Source organism: Sphingopyxis sp. OAS728 (assembly GCF_014873485.1).
Lineage (GTDB): Bacteria > Pseudomonadota > Alphaproteobacteria > Sphingomonadales > Sphingomonadaceae > Sphingopyxis.
Genome location: NZ_JADBDT010000001.1, coordinates 2,387,611 through 2,408,902, shown reverse-complemented (window position 1 = coordinate 2,408,902; position 21,292 = coordinate 2,387,611). Strand labels below are relative to the sequence as shown.

The 21,292-nt window shown below is 66.5% G+C and carries 18 protein-coding genes and 1 pseudogene; 8 read left to right on the top strand and 11 right to left on the bottom strand.

The features are described 5' to 3' along the window. Nucleotides 1–105: 105 nt before the first annotated feature. From clpX to GGC65_RS11195, 5 genes are all read right to left on the bottom strand, one after another. Entirely contained in the window at nt 106–1,377 is a 1,272-nt protein-coding gene (gene clpX / locus GGC65_RS11215; protein WP_192647236.1) for an ATP-dependent Clp protease ATP-binding subunit ClpX, read from the bottom strand. Nucleotides 1,378–1,547: 170 nt separating this feature from the next. Next, entirely contained in the window at nt 1,548–2,198 is a 651-nt protein-coding gene (gene clpP / locus GGC65_RS11210) for an ATP-dependent Clp endopeptidase proteolytic subunit ClpP (protein ID WP_192647235.1), read from the bottom strand. 139 nt (nt 2,199–2,337) lie between these two features. Beyond that, nucleotides 2,338–2,676 carry a ferredoxin FdxA gene (gene fdxA, locus GGC65_RS11205; RefSeq protein ID WP_192647234.1) on the bottom strand — a complete coding sequence of 113 codons (339 nt, stop codon included), beginning with the start codon at nt 2,674–2,676 and terminating at the stop codon, nt 2,338–2,340. A 114-nt stretch (nt 2,677–2,790) separates the two neighbouring features. Then, nucleotides 2,791–3,150, bottom strand: a complete 360-nt coding sequence (locus GGC65_RS11200; RefSeq protein WP_192647233.1) for a S4 domain-containing protein — start codon at nt 3,148–3,150, stop codon at nt 2,791–2,793. Continuing rightward, nucleotides 3,150–5,933 (bottom strand): helicase-related protein, encoded by a 2,784-nt coding sequence (locus GGC65_RS11195; RefSeq protein ID WP_192647232.1) that lies wholly within the window; start codon nt 5,931–5,933, stop codon nt 3,150–3,152. The genes GGC65_RS11200 and GGC65_RS11195 overlap by 1 nt, the downstream gene beginning before the upstream one ends. A 301-nt stretch (nt 5,934–6,234) precedes the next feature. Here GGC65_RS11195 and GGC65_RS11190 point away from each other — a divergent pair, with 301 nt between their 5' ends. Genes GGC65_RS11190 through GGC65_RS11175 form a run of 4 tightly spaced genes read left to right on the top strand, consistent with a single transcriptional unit; the run spans nt 6,235 to nt 11,619 of the window. Next, complete coding sequence (locus GGC65_RS11190; RefSeq protein WP_225940781.1) at nt 6,235–7,752, top strand: M23 family metallopeptidase; 1,518 nt, start codon at nt 6,235–6,237, stop codon at nt 7,750–7,752. A 60-nt stretch (nt 7,753–7,812) separates the two neighbouring features. Beyond that, nucleotides 7,813–8,811, top strand: a complete 999-nt coding sequence (hemB, locus tag GGC65_RS11185) for a porphobilinogen synthase (RefSeq protein ID WP_192647230.1) — start codon at nt 7,813–7,815, stop codon at nt 8,809–8,811. 4 nt (nt 8,812–8,815) lie between these two features. Beyond that, complete coding sequence (locus tag GGC65_RS11180) at nt 8,816–11,068, top strand: fused MFS/spermidine synthase (RefSeq protein ID WP_192647229.1); 2,253 nt, start codon at nt 8,816–8,818, stop codon at nt 11,066–11,068. Then, the gene (locus GGC65_RS11175) at nt 11,065–11,619 is read left to right on the top strand and encodes a gamma carbonic anhydrase family protein (RefSeq protein ID WP_192647228.1); all 555 of its coding nucleotides are present in this window, start codon (nt 11,065–11,067) and stop codon (nt 11,617–11,619) included. Before GGC65_RS11180 ends, GGC65_RS11175 begins: the two co-directional genes overlap by 4 nt. A gap of 55 nt (nt 11,620–11,674) precedes the next feature. Here the strand turns inward: GGC65_RS11175 and GGC65_RS11170 are convergent, their stop codons facing one another. The 6 genes from GGC65_RS11170 to GGC65_RS11145 all read right to left on the bottom strand — a co-directional run bounded on the left by GGC65_RS11170 (nt 11,675) and on the right by GGC65_RS11145 (nt 17,644). Next, nucleotides 11,675–12,247 carry a urate hydroxylase PuuD gene (locus tag GGC65_RS11170; protein ID WP_192647227.1) on the bottom strand — a complete coding sequence of 191 codons (573 nt, stop codon included), beginning with the start codon at nt 12,245–12,247 and terminating at the stop codon, nt 11,675–11,677. An 81-nt stretch (nt 12,248–12,328) separates the two neighbouring features. After that, a complete protein-coding gene (locus tag GGC65_RS11165; protein ID WP_192647226.1) occupies nt 12,329–13,000 on the bottom strand; it encodes an inner membrane-spanning protein YciB in 672 nt (223 codons plus the stop codon). After that, nucleotides 12,997–13,923 carry a signal recognition particle-docking protein FtsY gene (ftsY, locus tag GGC65_RS11160; RefSeq protein ID WP_192647225.1) on the bottom strand — a complete coding sequence of 309 codons (927 nt, stop codon included), beginning with the start codon at nt 13,921–13,923 and terminating at the stop codon, nt 12,997–12,999. Before ftsY ends, GGC65_RS11165 begins: the two co-directional genes overlap by 4 nt. Continuing rightward, the gene (locus tag GGC65_RS11155) at nt 13,920–15,158 is read right to left on the bottom strand and encodes a MiaB/RimO family radical SAM methylthiotransferase (protein WP_192647224.1); all 1,239 of its coding nucleotides are present in this window, start codon (nt 15,156–15,158) and stop codon (nt 13,920–13,922) included. The genes ftsY and GGC65_RS11155 overlap by 4 nt, the downstream gene beginning before the upstream one ends. Continuing rightward, on the bottom strand, nt 15,155–15,961 hold the full coding sequence (dapF, locus tag GGC65_RS11150) for a diaminopimelate epimerase (RefSeq protein WP_192647223.1): 807 nt from the start codon (nt 15,959–15,961) through the stop codon (nt 15,155–15,157). The genes GGC65_RS11155 and dapF overlap by 4 nt, the downstream gene beginning before the upstream one ends. A gap of 51 nt (nt 15,962–16,012) precedes the next feature. Continuing rightward, nucleotides 16,013–17,644, bottom strand: coding sequence for a putative bifunctional diguanylate cyclase/phosphodiesterase (locus GGC65_RS11145; RefSeq protein ID WP_192647222.1), 1,632 nt, complete (start codon nt 17,642–17,644; stop codon nt 16,013–16,015). A 270-nt stretch (nt 17,645–17,914) separates the two neighbouring features. Between GGC65_RS11145 and ffh the strand changes: the two genes are divergently transcribed. The 4 genes and pseudogenes from ffh to GGC65_RS11125 all read left to right on the top strand — a co-directional run bounded on the left by ffh (nt 17,915) and on the right by GGC65_RS11125 (nt 21,266). Further along, nucleotides 17,915–19,360, top strand: a complete 1,446-nt coding sequence (gene ffh, locus GGC65_RS11140; protein WP_192647221.1) for a signal recognition particle protein — start codon at nt 17,915–17,917, stop codon at nt 19,358–19,360. A gap of 41 nt (nt 19,361–19,401) precedes the next feature. Further along, nucleotides 19,402–19,872, top strand: a pseudogene (gene rpsP, locus GGC65_RS11135) (30S ribosomal protein S16); the annotation flags it as partial. Nucleotides 19,873–20,046: 174 nt separating this feature from the next. Next, nucleotides 20,047–20,535: a ribosome maturation factor RimM gene (gene rimM / locus GGC65_RS11130; protein WP_192647219.1), complete on the top strand. Its 489-nt coding sequence runs from the start codon at nt 20,047–20,049 to the stop codon at nt 20,533–20,535. Continuing rightward, nucleotides 20,532–21,266 carry a metallophosphoesterase family protein gene (locus GGC65_RS11125; protein WP_192647218.1) on the top strand — a complete coding sequence of 245 codons (735 nt, stop codon included), beginning with the start codon at nt 20,532–20,534 and terminating at the stop codon, nt 21,264–21,266. The genes rimM and GGC65_RS11125 overlap by 4 nt, the downstream gene beginning before the upstream one ends. Nucleotides 21,267–21,292 lie beyond the last annotated feature (26 nt).

The following is a 21,292-nucleotide window of genomic DNA, read 5'->3' as shown; positions in this document are numbered from 1 at the left end:
CCGTCAAGCGACGGAATTTATCCACAGGGGCGACTTCGTTTTTTCCGGAAACTGTTGCTGCAATGCAACATAAAAGGGCGCCCCGGAGGGCGCCCCATTGACGACTCAGGCGGCGTCGCCGGCCGCTTCCTTGGCCTTGTCGGCATAGACGCGGACCGGATCCTTGCGGCCCTCGACGACATCCTTGTCGACGACGATCTCGACCACGTCGGTCAGGTCGGGCAGGTCGAACATCGTGTCGAGCAGGATCGCCTCGACGATCGAGCGGAGCCCGCGTGCGCCGGTCTTGCGTTCGATCGCCTTCTTCGCGACCGCGACAAGCGCATCGTCGGTGAAGGTCAGCGCCACCTCTTCGAGGTCGAACAGCTTCTTATACTGCTTGACCAGCGCGTTCTTGGGCTCGCCGAGGATCTTGACCAGCGCGTCGACGTCGAGGTCCTCGAGCGTCGCGATCACCGGCAGGCGGCCGACGAACTCGGGGATCAGGCCGAACTTGAGGAGATCCTCGGGCTCGATCTGCTTGAGCACTTCGCCGCTGCGGCGTTCGTCGGGGCCGGCGACATGCGCGCCGAAACCGATCGACTTGCCCTGCAGGCGGTCGCCGATGATCTTTTCGAGGCCGCTGAACGCGCCGCCCGCGATGAACAGGATGTTCGTCGTATCGACCTGCAGGAATTCCTGCTGCGGGTGCTTGCGCCCGCCCTGCGGCGGAACGCTCGCGGTCGTGCCTTCCATCAGCTTGAGCAGCGCCTGCTGCACGCCTTCGCCCGACACGTCGCGCGTGATCGACGGATTCTCGGCCTTGCGGCTGATCTTGTCGATCTCGTCGATATAGACGATGCCGCGCTGCGCCTTTTCGACATTATAGTCGGACGACTGCAGCAGCTTCAGGATGATATTCTCGACATCCTCGCCGACATAGCCCGCTTCGGTGAGCGTCGTCGCGTCGGCCATGGTGAAGGGCACGTCGAGGAAGCGCGCGAGCGTCTGCGCGAGCAAGGTCTTGCCGCTGCCGGTCGGGCCGACGAGCAGGATGTTCGACTTCGCCAGTTCGACGTCGTCGCCGCGACCGCTGTTTGCGAGGCGCTTGTAATGATTGTGCACAGCGACCGACAGCACGCGCTTGGCGGTGTTCTGGCCGATGACATAGGAATCGAGGTGCTGGCAGATTTCGAGCGGCGTCGGCACCGCGCCATCCTTGCGCGCGGCGATTCCGCCCTTGATCTCTTCGCGGATGATGTCGTTGCACAGCTCGACGCATTCGTCGCAGATGAACACGGTCGGTCCGGCAATCAGCTTGCGGACTTCGTGCTGCGACTTGCCGCAGAAGGAGCAGTAAAGGGTGCTCTTGCTGTCCGAGCCACTCAATTTCGTCATAAAACTTCCTATGGCGGGCCCAAAAGGGGCTCTGCCGTCTTTATCCTAGTCCCCGGTCACCCAATTACAATATGGCAATTGGGTGACACGGGTTCAATGTCCCGCCTAGCACCAAGGCGCCAAGCGGACGTCAAGAAACGCGGTTACTGGTTCGTTTCGGGACGCGGCGATCAGGGCGTCGGGCCTTCGCTCACATCCTTCGGCGCCTCGTCGCCGGGCAGGCCCGGACGGCGGTCGAACACCTGGTCGACCAGGCCGAACGCCTTGGCTTCCTCGGCCTCGAGGAAGGTGTCGCGGTCCATCGCCTTTTCGATCTCTTTCAGCGGCTTGCCGGTATATTTGACGTACAGATCGTTCATCCGCTTGCGGATGCGCAGGATTTCGCGCGCCTGGATTTCGATGTCCGACGCCATGCCGCGTGCACCGCCCGACGGCTGGTGGATCATCACGCGGGCGTTCGACAGCGCGACGCGCATTCCGGGTTCGCCGGCGGCGAGCAGGAAGCTGCCCATCGATGCGGCCTGCCCGATGCACACCGTGCCGACGCGCGGACGGATATATTGCATCGTGTCGTGAATCGCCATGCCCGCCGTGACGACTCCGCCCGGCGAGTTGATGTACATATAGATGTCCTTCTTCGGATTCTCCGATTCGAGGAACAGCAGTTGGGCGACGATCAGCGAGGCCATCTGGTCCTCGACCTCGCCGGTGACGAAGACGATCCGTTCGCGCAGCAGGCGTGAGAAAATGTCGAAGCTGCGTTCGCCGCGGCTCGTCTGTTCGACGACGACGGGAACAAGGGCGGCGAGCGGGTCGATCATTGGGAATTCGTCCTTATGTTTATGGAGCGCCGCGCCGAGAACCGGCTGGCTGGCCCCTCCGCCATCCTACATCGTCGCCAAGCGAAGGTCTTTCAAGGGGGCAAAAAGAAGGGGCGGGAAAGTCCCGCCCCACTTTGTATCAGTCGCCTTCGCCGGGTTCGGGCGAGAAGAGCGTCTCGAACTTGTTCTCGACGCCCTTGAATTCGTCGGCGTCGGCAGGGGTTTCCTTCTTGACCGTGATGTTCGGCCATTCGGCGCTGAACTTCGCGTTCACTTCGAGCCATTTTTCGAGCCCGCTCTCGGTGTCGGGCAGGATCGCCTCGGCGGGGCATTCGGGTTCGCAGACGCCGCAGTCGATGCACTCGTTCGGGTTGATGACGAGCATATTCTCGCCCTCATAGAAACAGTCGACGGGGCACACCTCGACACAGTCCATATATTTGCACCGGACGCAGGCATCGGTGACGACATAGGTCATGGGTTCAGGCTCCCTCAGATGACGGCAATCGGGCCGTCAGGCTCTCCATATGGGCTCGCCTCTATGCCGCGTGACGGCGGCGCGTCAACGCTAAGCGACAGTTGCGAATCACTCTCACTGATTAGGGTGATCGAGGTCTTCGGGGTGCAAAGCATTTCCATCGGCGTCGATAGCCGCCGGTGCGGGCTGCGAAACCCCGGGATCGAGCCGCTGGTAACAGGCCTGCGCCTCGGGCGCGGGACCGCGGCGGAGCGGCAAGGACAGCAGGCGCAGCACCTCGATCCGCTCGCCGACGGGCAGCACCAGCGTCGACCCGGCGTGGACCGCGCACGACGACCGCGTGATCCGTCGCCCGTCGAGCCGAATATGGCCTGCCTCGACCATCGCCTGCGCCATGCTGCGCGAACGGGCGAAACGCAGGAACCACAGCAGCTTGTCCAGCCGGATGCTTCCCGCGGCGCCCGGACTCGCCATCAGTCTTTGCGCGCGTCGGCGAGGAGCGCGGCGAGGCCGGCGAAGGGGCTGTTGGGCGACGGGCCGCGACGCTCGGGCCGTTGCGGGCGATCGGGGCGCGGTGGGCGCGGGGCGTCGATACGCGGTTTGTCGGGCTTGCCGCGCTTGCCCTTTGTTTGGTGCGTGGGCGGCCGCCGCGCTTCGCCGTTCGCGGTGCGCGGCGGCGCCTCGGCGTTTTTGCGCTGCGGATGCGGTTTGCGGCGCGGGCGTTTTTCGGCCGGTTTGCGCAGCCCCGACCAGCGCCAGCGCTGGAGTGCGGGTTCGCCGACGCCGCGAAAACCGAAGCTGCCGAGCAAGGCGCGGCGCGTTTCCTCGTCGAGCCCGAGCGAGGTCGCGAGCGCCGGGTCGATGATAAAGCCGGGCGGGGGCGCGGCACTGACGCCCTCATGCTCGTCATGCGCATGATCGTCGTGATGATCGTCGCGGCCCGCCAGCGGTGCGGTCGGCGGTGCCGCCGCCTGCATCCGTGCGGCATGCGCCTGCCGGGCAAGCTTTTCCGCCATGTCGATGCGCAGCCAGCCCGACGCGCAGCGGCGGAAACCCGCGATCACCAGCCCCGCATGGCTGCCGGTCTTTTGCAGCACCGCGCCCTGCGGCGGCAGCGCGGGAACCAGCGCGCCCTGCTGTGCCGCCATCAGCGCTGCACGCCAGCGCACCGCCTCGGGCTTGAGGAGCAGCGGGTGGAACAGATCGAGCGAGCCGATGGTAAAGCCGAGCTTGCGCAGCTGCGGGCGTTCCTCGGGCGTCAGCGCGTTGAGCTGCTCCTCGACGACGGCGCGCCCGATCGTCCCGCTATTGTCGGTGAGCGCGGCGAGCAGCGCGCGGACGCGCGGCGGGGTGAACAGGTCGCCTGCGGCTTCGCCCATCGCCGCGAGCGGTCCGGCGTGGCGCGCGAGCTGTGTGGCGACGAAGCGCTGGAGCCGTTCGGAAATCGCCTGAACCTGCTGGGGCTCCAGCCGCCGCAGCGAGGGGTCGACCTGGATCGCCGGCTGGACGAGCGTCGGTCCGCGCGCGAGCGTCGCGATGGCGTGGCCGTGCCAGGCGAGGCGCGGCGCCGTTCCCGGTTCGGCGATCAGCGACAGCGCGCTGTCGTCGCCCTCGGCGAGCGCGGTCGCGCGGCGCGCGAGTTCGGCGCGTAGGTGCTTTTCGGCGGCGGCGAGCAACATGCGGTGATCGCTCGCCTTCGCGACCGGGTCGACCTTGAACTGAAAGCCCTTGAGCGTGCCGATCGCCTCGCCGTCGACCGCGACGGTGCCGTCGGCGCCGACCGCGACCGGCAGCGCGGCGCCGCGCTGTCCCGCGTCGCGGAGCAGCAGCGCGAGCCGCCGGTCGACGAAACGCTGCGCGAGCGCCGCATGCAGTGCGTCGGACAGGCGCGATTCGAGCGCCTGCGTCTGCTCGGTCCATCCCGCCGCGCCCGCGATCCAGTCGCCGCGCTGCGCGATGAAGCAAAGCGTCCGCACCGCGGCGATGCGGCTCGCGAGCTGGTCGATGTCTCCCTCGACATCGTTCAGTCGCGCGAGGCGCCGCGCGAACCAGTCGGGATCGATCATCCCGTCGCCATTCGTGCGCCACTGCCACAGCTTGAACACCGTGCGGCTGTGATGCTCGGCGCCGAGTTGCTCGAAATCGGGCAGGCCGCACACGTCCCAAAGGCGCTGGACCGCGTCGAAATCACCGCCGCGCGCGCGCACTTCCATGTCGCCCGCGAGATGTTTGAGTACCGCGATGTCGACCGCCTCGGGCGCGGGGCGCAGCATCGGCTGGCTCGGCGGCTGGGCAAGATCGGACAGTAGCTGGTCGAGCGAGCCGAAGCCCGGGGTCGGGTTGCGCCAGAAGAGGCTGGGCAGCGGCGGGAAATGATGCCCCTCGATCGCGGCGATTTCCTCGGGGGTGAAGCCGCCTTGCGGCAAGCCGACGGTGCCGAAGCTGCCGTCCTGCTGGTGGCGTCCGGCGCGGCCCGCGATCTGCGCCATTTCCGAGATGGTCAGGCGGCGGAGGCGCCGTCCGTCGAATTTCTGCAAGCTCGCGAAGGCGACATGCTGGACGTCGAGATTGAGCCCCATGCCGATCGCGTCGGTGGCGACGAGATAATCGACCTCGCCCGCCTCGAACATGGCGACCTGCGAATTGCGCGTCTTCGGGCTGAGCGCGCCCATCACGACCGCGGCGCCGCCCGAAAAGCGGCGCAGCATTTCGGCGATCGCATAGACTTCCTCGGCCGAGAAGGCGACGATCGCTGAGCGCTTGGGCAGGCGCGAGAGCTTCGACGATCCGGCATAGCTCAGGGTCGAAAAGCGCGGCCGGGTGATGATCTCGGCCTCGGGCACCAGTCCCTTGACGAGTCCGCGGATGCTCGCCGAGCCGAGGATCATCGTCTCTTCGCGCCCGCGTGCGCGCAGCAGCCGGTCGGTGAAGACATGCCCGCGCTCGGGATCGGCGCCGAGCTGCGCCTCGTCGATCCCGACGAAGGCAACGTCGCGCTCGACGGGCAGGGCCTCCATCGTTCCGAGCAGGTAGCGCGCATCGGGCGGGATGATTCGCTCTTCGCCGGTGACCAGCCCGACCTGCGCCGCGCCCTTGATTGCGACCACGCGGTCGTAAACCTCGCGCGCCAGCAGGCGCAGCGGAAAGCCGATCATGCCGCTCGAATGGGCGGTCAGGCGCTCGACCGCCAAATGGGTTTTGCCGGTGTTGGTGGGGCCAAGGACAGCCTTGACCGGCTGGGAAGAGGAAGAGGTCATTTTCTTGAGAGCCAAGCTGACATGCGCGGGGTCCACGCGCAACAGCCTATCGTCGAACCATAGGATGGAGGCCGCTTTTTTCGCGACTGTTGCATAATATCCCGACCCCGCCACGCCTTGCCGCAACGAACCGCGGCAAATCCGCCATTAAATTGACTTTAACGACCTTTCTTTACAGACAACGCCTCGAAAACATCATTCGGCGGCCGGGTGTAGGGTTTGGTCGCCGAGCGGGGGTTGCAATTTGTTTCAGCGTCACGAACCCATCGCGGGGATGTCCGGCAACGCGGCCGCCCTCACGATGTCGCAAGCGATACCGCTGCGGCGTGCGGATTCGGACGCGCAGCCGCGGCTCGGCTGGCGCGACCGGCTGGCAGAGCTCGACCTCGTTCCCGACCTTGGCGACAATATCGGTTCCGCCGAATGGTGGTGCGGTCTCGCGACATTAACCTTGCTCTGCGGAACCGCGATCGCGACCTTCCCGGGGATCCAGCCGTTCGAGGTAAGCGGAACCCCTGCGCTCGACGCCGCCGATTTCAACGAAGCACGCGCGCAGATGATCGTCCCGCTCGCATATGGCGGCGATACCGGCCGGCATATGGCGGCGACCGACGCCGTCCGTCCGCTGACGCAGACCCCCGAACGCCCGCAGATCGAACTCACCGCCACCTTGGGCAGCGGTGACAGCTTCGCGCGCCTGCTCGAACGCTCGGGTGTCGGCAGCAGCGAGGCCCAAGCGCTGGCAAACCAGGTGTCGGGCGCGGTTCCGCTCGCCGACATCGCGCCGGGCACGCGCATCGACCTGATCCTCGGTCGCCGCGCCGCACGCACGATGCCGCGTCCGGTCGAGGCGCTCGCGATGCGCGCACGCTTCGACCTCCGCATCGAAATGGAGCGGCAGGGCGGCCAGCTCGTGATGCGCCGCATCCCGATTGCGGTCGACGCGACCCCGCTGCGGATTCGCGGTAGGGTCGGCGACAGCCTTTATCGTTCGGCGCGCGCCGCCGGGGCGCCGCCGCAGGCGATCCAGTCGTATCTTCGCGTCGTCGGCAAACAGATTTCGGTTGGCAGCGATATCCGCGCCGGCGACGAGTTCGACATCATCGTCGATTACCGCCGCGCCGAAACGGGCGAGAGCGAGACGGGCAAGCTGCTCTACGCTGGGCTGATCCGCGGCGGAAAATCGAAACTCTCGATGCTCGAATGGAACGTCGACGGCCGGACCCAATGGTTCGAGGCCTCGGGCGTCGGCGAACAGCGCGGCGGCATGGCGCGCCCGACGAACGGCCGCGTGACATCGACCTTCGGCATGCGGCGGCACCCGATCCTCGGTTACAAGCGCATGCACAGCGGGATGGACTTCGGCGGCGGCTATGGCGCGCCGATCTATGCGGTGACCGACGGCGTCGTCACCATCGCCGGGCGCCACGGCGGCTTCGGCAATTATGTGAAGCTCAACCACGGCAACGGGCTCGGCACGGGCTATGGCCATATGAGCCGCATCGCGGTGCGCCCCGGCCAGCGCGTTAATCGCGGGCAGGTGATCGGCTATATCGGCTCGACCGGCCTCTCGACCGGCCCGCACCTCCATTACGAACTCTATCGCAACGGCCGCGCGGTGAACCCGTCGTCGGTGACTTTCGTCACCCGCGCTTTGCTCGAAGGGAAGGCGCTCGCCGACTTCCGCGCGCGCATCCGGTCGCTGACGTCGATCGCGCCGGGCGCCGCGCTGACCCCGATCGCACCCAAACAGGTCGAGCGGCCGAAGCTCGGCAGCCTCGCCGACGTCGCCTCGAAACGCGCGGGCGACGGGATCTGACCCTCCGCTAAAGCGGCATTATCCATTTGCCCCGCGGCCCGGCGCCGCTATGCACCCCGCATGACCCAAGCCGCTTTCCCTGACCTGCGCCTGCGCCGCACCCGCCGCACCGGCTGGAGTCGCGCAATGGTGCGCGAAACCCATCTCTCGCCCTCGAATCTCATCTGGCCGCTCTTCGTCGCCGACGGATCGGGCGCCGAGGAACCGATATCGAGCCTGCCCGGCGTGTCGCGCTGGTCGGTCGACCTTCTCGTCGAGCGCGCGAAGGAAGCGGTCGCCGCGGGCATCCCGTGCCTCGCGCTCTTTCCCTATACGCAGACCGACCGGCGCAGCGCCGATGGCGGCGAGGCGCTCAATCCCGATAATCTCATGTGCCGTGCCACCGCCGCGATCAAGCAGGCGCTCGGCGACGATATCGGCATCCTCACCGACGTCGCGCTCGATCCCTATACCAGCCACGGGCAGGACGGGCTGATCGACGATGCGGGCTATGTGCTCAACGACGAAACGGTCGAGGTGCTGGTGGGGCAGGCGCTCAACCAGGCGCGCGCCGGCGCCGACATCATCGCGCCCAGCGACATGATGGACGGCCGCATCGGCGCGATCCGGCAGGCGCTCGAGGTTGAGGGTTTCGGCCATGTCCAGATCATGAGCTACGCCGCCAAATATGCCTCGGCCTTCTACGGTCCGTTCCGCGACGCGGTCGGCTCGCGCGGGCTGCTCAAGGGCGATAAGAAGACGTACCAGATGGACCCGGCGAACAGCGAGGAGGCCTTGCGCGAAGTCGCACAGGACCTCGCCGAGGGCGCCGACAGCGTGATGGTGAAGCCCGGGCTGCCCTATCTCGACATCGTCCGCGCGGTGAAGGACAATTTCGCCGTGCCCGTCTACGCGTACCAGGTGTCGGGCGAATATGCGATGATCGAGGCTGCCGCGGCCGCGGGCGCGGGCGACCGCGACGCGCTCGTCCTCGAAACCTTGCTCGCTTTCCGCCGTGCGGGCGCGTCGGGGGTTTTGAGCTATCACGCGCTCCATGCCGCACGGCTCCTCGGCGCCTGACACTATGATCGCTGCCGCATCGCCGCGCCGCTGGCTGTTCGTGCTGACGATCCTCGTCGGCAGCTTCCTGCTCTTCCTCGTCCAGCCGATGGTCGCGCGGATGGTGCTGCCCAAATTGGGCGGCGCGCCCGCGGTGTGGAACAGCGCGATGCTCGTCTATCAGGCGCTGCTGCTCGGCGGTTATGCCTATGCGCACTGGCTCGGGCGCTTCACCGTGCGGCGGCAGGCGACGATCCATCTCGCGCTCTTCCTTGTCGCGGCGCTGTGGCTCCCGATCGGCATCGCGCAAATCGGGGCGCCCGGGCCGGGGCAGGAGGCGCTATGGGTGCCCTTGCTGCTGCTCGCCTCGATCGGCCCGGTCTTCTTCGTCGTGTCGGCGCAGGCGCCGTTGATGCAGCGCTGGTTCGCCGCCGATACCCGCGCGGGCGATCCCTATTATCTCTATGCCGCCTCCAACCTCGGCAGCTTCGCGGGCCTCATCAGCTATCCTGCGCTCGTTGAGCCGACGCTGCCGCTCGCGGCGCAGAGCTGGGGCTGGACCGCGGGTTATGCGCTGCTCGTCCTGCTCGTCGCCGGGGCGGCCGCAGCACGCTGGCATGGCGGCGCCGAAGCCCACGCCGCCGCCGACGACGAACCGCGCCCGACGCTCCGCCGCCAGATCCATTGGCTGCTGATCGCGGCGGTGCCATCGGGGCTGATGCTGTCGACGACGACGCACCTCACCACCGACATCGTCGCAATGCCCTTGCTCTGGGTGCTCCCGCTGGGGCTCTATCTGCTCAGCTTCGTCATCGCCTTTTCGACGATGGAGCGGCCGACGCAGATCATCACGCTGGTCGCGCCCGTCGTGCTGCTCGCGGTCGGCGGGCTCGGACTGCTGAGCTCGGGCGGCGGGTCGATGATGGTCGCGCTCGCCAGCCTCGCGATGCTCTTCGTCGTCGCGACCGCGCTCCACGGCTACCTCTATCATCTCCGCCCGGGCGCGCAGCACCTGACGCTCTTCTACCTCATCATGTCGGCGGGCGGCGTGCTCGGCGGGCTGTTCGCCGCGCTGTTCGCGCCGCTGATCTTCGACTGGGTGTATGAGCATCCGATCCTGATCCTCGCCGCCGGGCTGCTGCTGCCGCTCCCCGCGCTCTTCCCGTGGGACAAGTGGCTTGGGCTTGAAGCGAAGACTGCGCGCGCCGTCGCGCTTATGTTCGTCGTGGTTGCCGCTTTCGGTGCCTGGCATATGGTCGGCGACTGGACCGGCCGGCTCGACAGCGCGACGACGTCGTGGGGTATCGCGATCTTTGTCATCGGCATGCTCGTCATCGGCTGGCGCTGGGCCTATGTGCCCGTGCTCGCATTGCTGATGATCGGCGTCGGTGGTTGGGACACGATCCAGGAAAGCTTCGCCGGCGCGCGCGTGCGCAGCTATTTCGGCGTCTACACCGTCACCGACTATCCCGCATCGAACCAGCGTCGCCTCGCGCATGGCACGACGCTTCACGGCCTCCAGCGCACCGACGCCGCGCACCGGCGCGATCCGACGACCTATTATGGTCATCAGTCGGGGGTCGGGCTGACGCTCGACAAGGCGGGGCAGCTCGCCGGCCCGAATGCTTCGGTCGGCATCGTCGGGCTCGGCGCCGGCACGCTTGCTTGCTATCGCAAGCCCGGTCAGCACTGGACGATCTTCGAAATCGACCCGGTGATGGTCGACATCGCGCGCGATCCGTCGAAATTCACCTTCCTCACCGATTGCGCCGGCGACACGCCGATCGTCATCGGCGACGCGCGGCTCCAACTCGCCAACCAGCCCGCCGGCCACTTCGACGTCATCGTCATCGACGCCTTTTCGTCGGACGCGATCCCGCTGCACCTGCTGACCAAGGAAGCGATCGGCATCTATGCGCGCGCCATGAAGCCCGACGGCATATTGCTCATCCATATCTCGAATCGCTTCTTCGATCTCGAGCCGGTGCTGGCTGCGGAAGCGAAAGCGCGCGGCTGGACGAGCGCGATCCGCATGGACCCGGGCCCGATCGGCGACGAATATGGCGACCTGACCGGATCGAACTGGGTCGCGCTGACCGCGACGCCAGAGCGGATGCAGCAATTGACCGGCGGCATCCGTCCGCGCAAGGAATCGCGCGACCTCGACACTTGGGTGCCGCTCGACGCGCGCCCCGGCTTCACCCGCTGGACCGACGATTATGCCTCGACGCTGCCGGTGCTGATCTGGAAGAATATCATCGGAGGCCGCGACGAATGACCTATCAGGACGTGAGCATCATCAGCGTCAACGGCAAGACGCCTGTGATCCATCCGAGCGCCTTCATCGCGCCCGGGTGCCGGATCATCGGCGATGTCACGATCGGCCCCGACGTCAGCATCTGGTATAATTGCGTGCTGCGCGCCGACGTCAGCCACATCGTCGTCGGCGCACGATCGAACATCCAGGACGGCAGCGTCGTCCATTGCGACGGCCCGATGCCGCACCGCCCCGACGGCTTCCCGACGATCATCGGCGAGGATGTGCTGATCGGCCATATGGCGATGGTGCACGGCTGCACGCTCGCCGACCGGGCGTTCGTCGGGCTGAAGGCGACGGTGATGAACGGCTGTCGGATCGGCAGCGACGCGATGCTCGCCGCGGGCGCTCTGCTGACCGAGAATAAGGAAATCCCGACGCGGGAGCTCTGGGCCGGATCGCCCGCACGGCGCGTGCGCGAGATCGACGATGCGCAGGCTGCGGGCATGCAGATGGGCGTCGCGCATTATGTGATGAACGGCCGCATGCACAAGGCGGCGATCGAGGGCTGATACGAAAAGGGCGCCCCGGTTTCCCGGAGCGCCCCTTGCGATATTGTCGGCAGGCTTAGCTGAAGTTCACCATCGCATAGAGCATCGGGATCGACAGCAAGGTGTTGGTCCGCGAAAAGATCATCGCGGTCTTCGCGGCCTTCGCCTTCGTCGCATCGTCGGCTTCGACGATGCCCAGCGCCTTCTTCTGGTTCGGCCAGATCACGAACCAGACGTTGAACGCCATGATCAGGCCCAGCCACATGCCGACGCCGATCAGCTTATACGGATCCTGCAGCCCGAGCGCGGGCGCCAGATATTTTGCATGACCCGCGATCGCGAGGCCGAGCAGCACGGTGATCAGCGCCGCCCAGCGGAACCAGAACAGCGCGGCGGGTGCGATATGCTTGCCGACTGCGGGTTTCAGTTCGGCCGGGATCTTCGGCATCGTCGGAATCTGGACGAAGTTGAAATAATAGAGCAGGCCGATCCACAGCACGCCGAAGAAGGTGTGCAGCCAGCGCAGGATCGCGTTGCCCGCGGCAACCCCGTCCTCGAAATTCTGGCCGTTGAGGCACAGCATCAATATGATCGCGAGCACCAGCCCGGTGCCCAACACGGCGTGCAGATTTCCGAAAAATTTGTCCATTGCAGTTCCCCCTGTTTATCGCGGCGCCGCGTGCGACCCGGAGCCGGTGACGCAGCTATGCCAGCACAGCGAGGAAATGCATCAATTTTTGTCGGCGGCCGCCTGTTCGGGGACGGCAAGGCCGTTCTTCAGCATCACGGGAACCTGGCTGAAGGTGAAGAGGAAGGAGAGGGCGGTGACGCCCCACACCTTGATCGTCAGCCACAGGTCGAAACTCATCTGCTTCGCCTGGATCATCTCGTACATGACATGGTTGGCGATGCCGAGCGCGGCAAAGAAGAGCCCCCAGTTGCGCGAGAGGAGCAGCCAGCCGCGGTCGGTGAGCCCTTCGAGCGCCGATTGCAGCAGATATTTGAGCATCGGCTTCTTGAACCAGTAACCGCCGAGCAGCAGCACGGCAAAGCTGGCGTAGATGATCGTGGGCTTCATCACGATGAAACGCTCGTCGTGGAACCAGATTGTCAGCGCGCCAAAACCGAGCACGAGGATGCTCGACATCCACAGCATCGGCGAAATCTTGCCGAGCTTCCATTTCGACACGATCATCGCGATGACGATCGCGACCATGAACGCCACGGTGCCCTTGATTGCCGCGGTCGTCGCCGCGAACGCGCCTTCGCCGCCGGAAGAGAATTTATAGGCGAGGAAGAAGACGAGCAAAGGCCCGAAATCGATCACGAAATTGAGCATGCCATGCTTCGCCGGCGGCGGTGCCGGGACGGCTTCGGGGCCCGTCGGGAGCTGGTCGCTCATCTGATATTTCCTGCAATAATAGCTGCGATCTCGTCCGCATCGAACGGGCGAAGGTCGTCGATGGTTTCACCGATGCCGATCGCATGGATGGGAAGCCCGTGGCGCTCGGCGGCGGACACGAGGACGCCGCCGCGCGCGGTGCCGTCGAGCTTGGTCATGACGAGGCCCGTCACGCCCGCGACCTCGCGGAACACGTCGATTTGCGACAGCGCATTCTGCCCCGTCGTCGCGTCGAGCACGAGCACGACGTCGTGCGGCGCCGCGGGGTTGAGACGGCCGAGTACACGCTTGATCTTGGCGAGCTCGTCCATCAGCTCGCGCTTGTTCTGGAGGCGGCCGGCGGTGTCGACGATCAGCACGTCGATGCCCGTCGCGGTCGCCTGTTTCACCGCGTCGAACACGATGCCGGCGCTATCGCCGCCCTCGGGCCCCGCCATGATCGGCACGCCGAGCCGTTCGGCCCAGACCTTCAGTTGCCCGATCGCGGCGGCGCGGAAGGTGTCGCCCGCGACGAGCATCACGCCATAATCCTGTTCCTGGAACAGGTGCGCGAGCTTGGCGATCGTCGTGGTCTTGCCCGACCCGTTGACCCCGATCACCAGGATGACCTGCGGGCGCGGAAAGGCGTCGATGTCGAGCGGTTCGGCGACCGGGCGCAGCACCGCGGCGATTTCCTCGGCGACGATTCTGCGCAGTTCCTCGGTGCCGTTCGCGGCGATGTCGCGGCGTTCGGCGAGGCGGCTGCGGATGCGGTCGGCCATCGCGGGCCCGAGGTCGGCGGTGATCAGCGCTTCCTCGATGCGGTCGAGATCATCCTCATCGAGCCGTGCCTTGCCGGTCAGACCGGCGAGATTCTCGCCAAGCCGCTCCGACGTGCGGCGAAATCCGCCGAGCAGCCTTTCACTCCAGCTTTTGCCGGTCATGCGGCGATGTCCTTTGCTTGCGTATGGGTGGCGATCATGCGGTCGCCGTCGCGTGCGCCGAGGCGCACGTCAATGATGGTGCCGGGCGCCGCGGGTGCGGTCAGCGTCACGGCGGCGAAATTTTCGGCATGGCCCGTGATGCCGTCGCGCTCGACGAGCATCGATGCGGTGCGGCCGAGCTGCGCATCGAGCCAGTCCTGCCGCCGCCGCGCATTGGCCTCGCGCAAGGCGGCGGCGCGCTCGCGCGCGATGGCGCGACCGACCTGCGGCATCCGCGCGGCGGGCGTGCCGGCGCGCGGGCTGTAAGGAAAGATATGGCCGAAAACGATGTCGCAATCGTCGATCAGCGCCAGCGAGTTGGCGAACATCGCGTCATCCTCGGTCGGGAAACCCGCGATCAGATCGGCACCGATCGCGATCTCTGGGCGCGCTGCCTTCAATCGCTCGATCAGCGCGACGGCGTCGGTGCGGCGATGGCGGCGCTTCATGCGCGTCAGTACCATATCGTCGCCCGCCTGTAGCGACAGATGGATATGCGGCATCACGCGTTTTTCCTGCGTGAGCAAGGCGAAGAGCGCGTCGTCGATCCGGTCCGGGTCGAGCGACGACAGGCGGAGGCGTTCGACCGGCAGCGCCAGCAAAGCCTCGACCAGCGTGGCCAATGTCGTGCCGCTATCGTCGCCATAGCTCGCAAGGTCGACCCCGGTCAGGATGATCTCACGCTGCCCGCGACCCAGCGCGGTTTGCGCGGATGCGACCACCGCATCGATGTCCGCCGATCGCGCCGTCCCGCGCGCCAGCACCGTCGCGCAAAAGGTGCAGCTATGCGAGCAGCCGGTCTGGACGCCGAGGAAGGCGCGCGCATGATCGGCGCCGGAGAGGGCGGGGGCGTAAGGTCGAACGCCGGCCTCGGCCGCCGCGCCACCATAACTCTGCGCAAGCCCCTTCGCGTCATTCGACACCACCCGCGCGCCCAGCGCCGTGAAGGCATCGCGCTCCAATTCCGCCGCGCACCCGGTCACCACAACCTCGGCGCCCGGCCGCTCGCGCAGCGCGCGCCGTACCGCCTGCCGCGCCTGCCGCACCGCTTCGTCGGTCACCGCGCAGCTGTTGAAGACAATGGTGTCGCGAGCGCCCGCGGCCTTGACGGCCGCACGAACCCCTTCGCCCTCGGCGATGTTCAGCCGGCAACCGAAATTGACGACCTCTTGCCGGTCGACGAGGGAGGCGCTCATCCGAACTGCGCCCAGTCGGTCTCGCCCTCGTACACGCGCGTCGCGGCGCCGCTCATCACGATCGGTTCGCCGGGCGCCCAGCGGATGACGAGGTCGCCGCCGGGCAGCGACACCGTCACCGGCGACTGGACCAGCCCCGCGCGGATCGCCGCGACGGCAGTCGCACACGCGCCGGTGCCGCACGCCTGCGTCAGGCCCACGCCGCGTTCCCAGACGCGCAGCTGCAGCTGGTTCTCGCCGTCGAGGCTCGCCACATTGACGTTGACGCGTTCGGGGAAAAGCGGGTCGGTCTCGATCCGCGGGCCGAGCTCGTCGAGCGCGACCGCATCGGCCTCGGGCACAAAAAAGACGATGTGCGGATTGCCGACATTGACCCCGGCGCCATGCTCCAGCTCGTCCCACGCGACGGGCATGTCGCGCGTGTCCATCGGCATCGCGAGCGGGATATGCTCCCAGTCGAATTCGGGCTCGCCCAGCACGACCTCGGCGCCGCCGTCGGCCGGTGTAACGCGCAGCATCCCGCCCAGGGTCTCGATCACCGCGGGCTTGCCGATCAAAGTCGCGACGCAGCGCGTCGCATTGCCGCACGCCTCGACCTCGCCGCCGTCGGCGTTGAAGATCCGCATCTTCACATCGGCGCTGTTCGACGGTTCGAGCAGGATCAGCTGGTCGCACCCGATGCCGTGGCGCCGGTCGGCGATCGCATGCGCGCGCGCCGGCGTCATCTCGACGCTATGCTCGCGTGCGTCGATCACGACAAAATCGTTGCCGAGGCCATGCATCTTGGTGAAGCGGTCTGCCATAGTCCGCGCATGTAAGGGGGCGCGGGCGCGAAGTCTAGCGATGCGGCGGTGTCAGGCCGTCTTGCGCAGCGGGGCGTCTTCGCCGAGTTCGGGGCCGGCGGGCGGCACCATCGGCGCGCGCAGCAGGCCGCGCTCCGCCAGAAGCCGGTCGGTGTCGGACGCCGATGCGGCGCGGCCGAAATACCAGCCCTGTCCCTTCGAGCAGCCGAGCCGCGTCAGTTCGATCGCGGTCGCCTCGTCCTCGACACCCTCGGCGGTGATCGGCATCGCCAGGCTTTCGCCCAGCCGCACGATCGCGACGACGATCGCCTGCGCATCGGGGCTGCCGCGCATCGCGGCGACAAAGCTGCGGTCGATCTTGATCCGGTCGAACGGCAGCGCGCGCAGGTGCGACAGCGAGCTGTAGCCGGTGCCGAAATCGTCGAGGCTGAGCGACACGCCCTGATTTTTGAGGCTGGTGACGATCGAGCGCACCAGCGGCAGATTTTCGAACAGCGAGCTTTCGGTAATCTCGACCTCGAGCTGCGCCGCCGGGAATCCAACCTCGACGAGCAGCTTGGTGAGCTTCTGGCTGAACCACGGATCTTTCAGCTGCTGCGGCGAAATGTTGACCGCGAGCATGATCGACGGATCCCAGCGTTTGGCGATTTCCATCGCCTCGCGGATCACCTGCAGCGACAATTCGCCGATCAAGCCGCTTTCCTCGGCGACCGGGATGAAGCGTTCGGGCGGGATCATCCCATATTCGGGCGATTCCCAGCGCATCAGCATCTCGAAACCGATCAGGCGTCCGCTCGCGATGTCGACCTGCGGTTCGAAATGCGGGACGAACTCGCCGCGCGGCATGCCATCGCGGATGCCGGTTTCGATCTGGTTGCGCACCTGCACGGCCATCTCCATTCCCTGTTCGAACCAGCAGAAGCGGTTCCGGCCTTCGTCCTTGCAATGATACATCGCGATGTCGGCCTGGCGGACCATCGTTTCCATCGTCATGCTGGCGTCGTTGGCGAGCGAGATGCCGAGGGAGGCGCCGATGCGGATTTGCTGCGCGTCATGCGTGATATTATTGTCGAGCGCCGCGACGAGTTCGGCCGCCAGCGCGTCGATGTCGGCGCGCGCTGCAGGCTCGAACACCAGCATCGCGACAAATTCGTCGCCGCCGAGCCGCGCCTTGGTGGCATTGGGCGGCAGCACGGCCGAGATGCGCTCGGCGGCGACCTGCAGCACACGGTCGCCCGCGGCATGGCCGTGGATGTCGTTGACGGTCTTGAAATGGTCGAGATCGAGCAGGAACAGCGCGACCTGACGCTTTTCTGCGATCGCGGTCGCGATCTGCCGCTGGCCCGCCGCGAGCAGCGCCCTGCGATTGAGGAAACCCGTCAGCGGATCGGTGTCGGCAAGATAGCGCGCGCGCTGTTCTGCCTCGGTACGCTCGACGATTTCGCGGTTGAGATCCTTGTAGCGGCGCCAGCCGAAGAGAATGAGCGCAACATTGAGGATGAGCGCCGTCGCCAGCGCGCGGTCGGGGCCGCCGCCGATGCCGATCAGCGCGCGCACGGCCGCCTGCATCACATTGCTGCCCGTCCCCACGAACAGCAGGATCGCGGCGACAACAATGCCCCCGGCTATGATGTCGCGTTTGGCGCCCTCGCTGCGGTCGAATTGCTTCGGCGTCGCTGTCATATGAATTTTTCCCACCCTCGCGGGCTTTATGAGAGAAAGCGGTGAAATTTGGGTTAAGTGCGTCGCCGCCGTGCCGTTCGCGCGCACGGGACGGCCCGCCGCTTGCTTTCGGCGGGGGTTTTGCGTAAAGGCCGCCGCGTCCGCGCGCATTTTGCGTTCGGACATATCGACATCCGCGACGGAAAGTCTGTCCACGGATACCGCTGGTTGGCGAGGTTTCGCTCACCGGCGTGTTTTGCGTTGCGGGCGTTGTAGGCAGGGATTTTGGCTGTGTTCGATAGTCTGAGCAACCGGCTTGGCGATGTTTTCGGGAAGCTCCGCGGCCGCGGCGCGCTGACCGAGGCCGACGTGCGCGCCGCGATGCGCGAAGTGCGAATCGCCTTGCTCGAGGCCGACGTCGCGCTGCCGGTCGTGCGCAGTTTCGTCGACCAGGTCACCGAACTCGCGATCGGCCAGAATGTCCTGCGCTCGGTCACCCCGGGGCAGCAGGTCGTCAAGATCGTCAGCGACGCGCTGACCGAAATGCTCGGCTCCGAAACCGCAGAGCTCGACCTTGCCGTTACCCCGCCCGCCGTCATCATGATGGTCGGTCTTCAGGGCTCGGGTAAGACGACGACCACCGCGAAGATCGCGAAGCGGCTGAAGGAAAAAGAGCGCAAGAAGGTGTTGATGGCGTCGCTCGACGTCAATCGCCCCGCCGCGCAGGAACAGCTTGCCGTCCTCGGCACCCAGATCGACGTCGCGACGCTGCCGATCGTCGCGGGGCAGCAGCCGGTCGAAATCGCGCAGCGCGCCATGCAGGCCGCGAAGCTGCAGGGCTATGATGTCCTGATGCTCGACACCGCGGGCCGTCTCCACGTCGACCAGCAGCTGATGGACGAGATGCAGGCGGTGTCGCGTGCCGCGAACCCCGCCGAAACCTTGCTCGTCGTCGACAGCCTGACGGGTCAGGACGCGGTGCAGGTCGCGCAGCGCTTCACCGATCAGGTGCCGCTCACCGGCGTCGTGCTCACCCGCATGGACGGCGACGCGCGCGGCGGTGCCGCGCTATCGATGCGCGCCGTCACCGGCAAGCCGATCAAGTTCGCGGGCACAGGCGAAAAGCTCGACGGGCTCGAACTCTTCCAGCCCTCGCGTATCGCGGGCCGCATCCTCGGCATGGGCGACGTCGTCAGCCTTGTCGAACGCGCCGCCGAAACGATCCAGGCCGAAGAGGCCGAGGCGATGGCGGCGAAGATGGCCAAGGGCCAGTTCGACCTCAATGACCTTCGTACGCAATTGAACCAGATGCGCCGCATGGGCGGCCTCGGCGCGCTCGCGGGCATGATCCCCGGGATCAAGAAGGCGCAGGCGCAGATGGCGGCGGGCGCCGCCGACGACAAGATGCTCATCCACTTCGACGCGATCATGGGTTCGATGACCCCGAAAGAGCGCGCGAAGCCCGAAATCCTGACCGCGAAGCGCAAGATCCGCATCGCCAACGGCTCGGGTACCACCGTGCAGCAGGTCAACAAGGTGCTGAAGATGCACCAGGAAATGGCCAGCGCGATGAAGAAAATCCGCAAGATGGGCGGGCTCAAGGGGCTCGGCGCGCTGTTCGGCAAGGGCGGCGGCATTCCCGGAATGGGCGGAATGGGTGGCGGTGGCCTCCCCGGTCTTGGTGGAGGCGGCTCCATCCCGCCCGAACTCGCCAATCTGATGAATAAAAAGAAGTAATTACACCCGAATTTGAACATTAAACCCTGAAGGAAAATATCATGGCAACCTCCATTCGCCTCGCACGCGGCGGTTCGAAAAAGCGTCCCTATTACAAGATCGTCGTCGCCGATTCGCGCAGCCCGCGCGACGGCCGCTTCATCGAGCGGATCGGCAGCTACAACCCGCTGCTCGCCAAGGACAATCCGGAGCGCGTGAAGCTCGACGCCGACCGTGCGAAGCACTGGGTTTCGGTTGGCGCGCAGCCGACCGATCGCGTCGCCCGCTTCCTCGACGCCGCGGGCGTCCTCGAGCGCGCCGCGCGCAACAATCCGAACAAGGGTGTCCCCGGCGAAAAGGCCAAGGAACGTGCCGAAGAAAAGGCCCAGAAGCTGGCTGACGCCGAAGAAGCCGCAGCAGCCGCTGCCGCCGCTCCGGCCCCGGAACCCGAAGCTGCTGAAGAAGCCGCTCCGGAAGTGGCCGCTGAAGAAGTCGTGGCCGAAGAAGCTGCCGCTCCCGAAGCCGCTGAATCGGATTCGACCGGTTCGGTGAAGAGCGAAGAAACCGCCGAAGCCGTTGCCGAAGCCGTCGCCGACGAAGCCCCGGCCGACGCGACCGCCGACGACGCGACCGCGATCGCCGAAGAAGTCGCCGAAGGCGGCCCGGTTGCTCCCGAAGCCGAAGAAAAGGCCGAAGGCTAAGCCTTTATGAACGCCGATCGTCCCGTCACCCTCGCCGCCATCGCCGGCGCGCACGGGGTGCGGGGCGAGGTGCGTCTCAAACTGTTCGGCGAAGGCGCGGAGGCTCTCCGCGCCTTTTCCGTTTTCGACGCGGGCGACCGCAAGCTGACCCTCAAATCGATACGTCCCGCCAATCAGGGCGCGGTCGCAACCTTCGCCGAAATCACCGACCGCAGTGCTGCCGAGGCCTTGCGCGGAACGGTGCTCACGGTGCCGCGCTCGGCGCTGCCCGCGCTGGGCGAGGGCGAATATTACCACCACGACCTGCTCGGCCTGCCGTGCGTGTCCACCGACGGGCGCACCGTCGGCGAAGTCGTTGCGGTCGAAAATTTCGGCGCCGGCGACATTCTCGAAATCGCGAAACCCGACGGCAAGCGCTTCATGGTGCCGATGAACGACAAGGCCGTTCCCGAATGGGGCGAGCAGGTGGTGATTTCCAGCGACTATGTCGAATGAGCCGGATAGCGGTTCTTTCCGACATCCATGGCAATCTCCCGGCGCTGGAAGCCTGCGTCGACGATGCGAAACGGCGCGGTTGCGACACATTCATCAATCTGGGCGATATCCTGTCGGGGCCGTTATGGCCGGTCGAAACCGCCGCCTATCTGCGCCCGCTCGAATGGCCGACGATCGCCGGCAACCATGAGCGCCAGCTGCTGACGCAGACGCGAGATCAAATGGGCGATTCGGACCGTTTTGCCGACGCTGCGATCGGCGAGGGCGAACGTGCGTGGCTCCGGACGCTGCCGCCGGTGCTCGCGTGGCGGCCCGACATCTATCTGTGCCACGGGACGCTCCACAGCGATCTCGACTATATGCTCCACGACGTGGACGAAGCGGGAGTAAGCGATACGCCGGCCGACGCCGTCGCCGCGCGCGTGGTCGGCCGCAGCGAACGGCTTGTCCTGTGCGGACATACCCACGTTCCGCTTCAGGTGAAGCTGTCCGACGGGCGTACGGTTGCCAATCCGGGCAGCGTCGGGCTGCCCGCCTATGACTGGGACCGGCCGCACTATCATGTGATGGAAACCGGATCGCCCGCGGCGCGCTATGCCGTGGTCGACGGCGACACGCTTCATGTCGATCTGGTCGCCGTCGCTTATGACCATCAGGCGGCCGCGCGCAAGGCGGAGGTCGAAGGGCGAAGCGATTGGGCGATCGCGCTGCGCACCGGCCGCGCCCGATAGCGATGTTGCGACGATAGGGCGCAAAT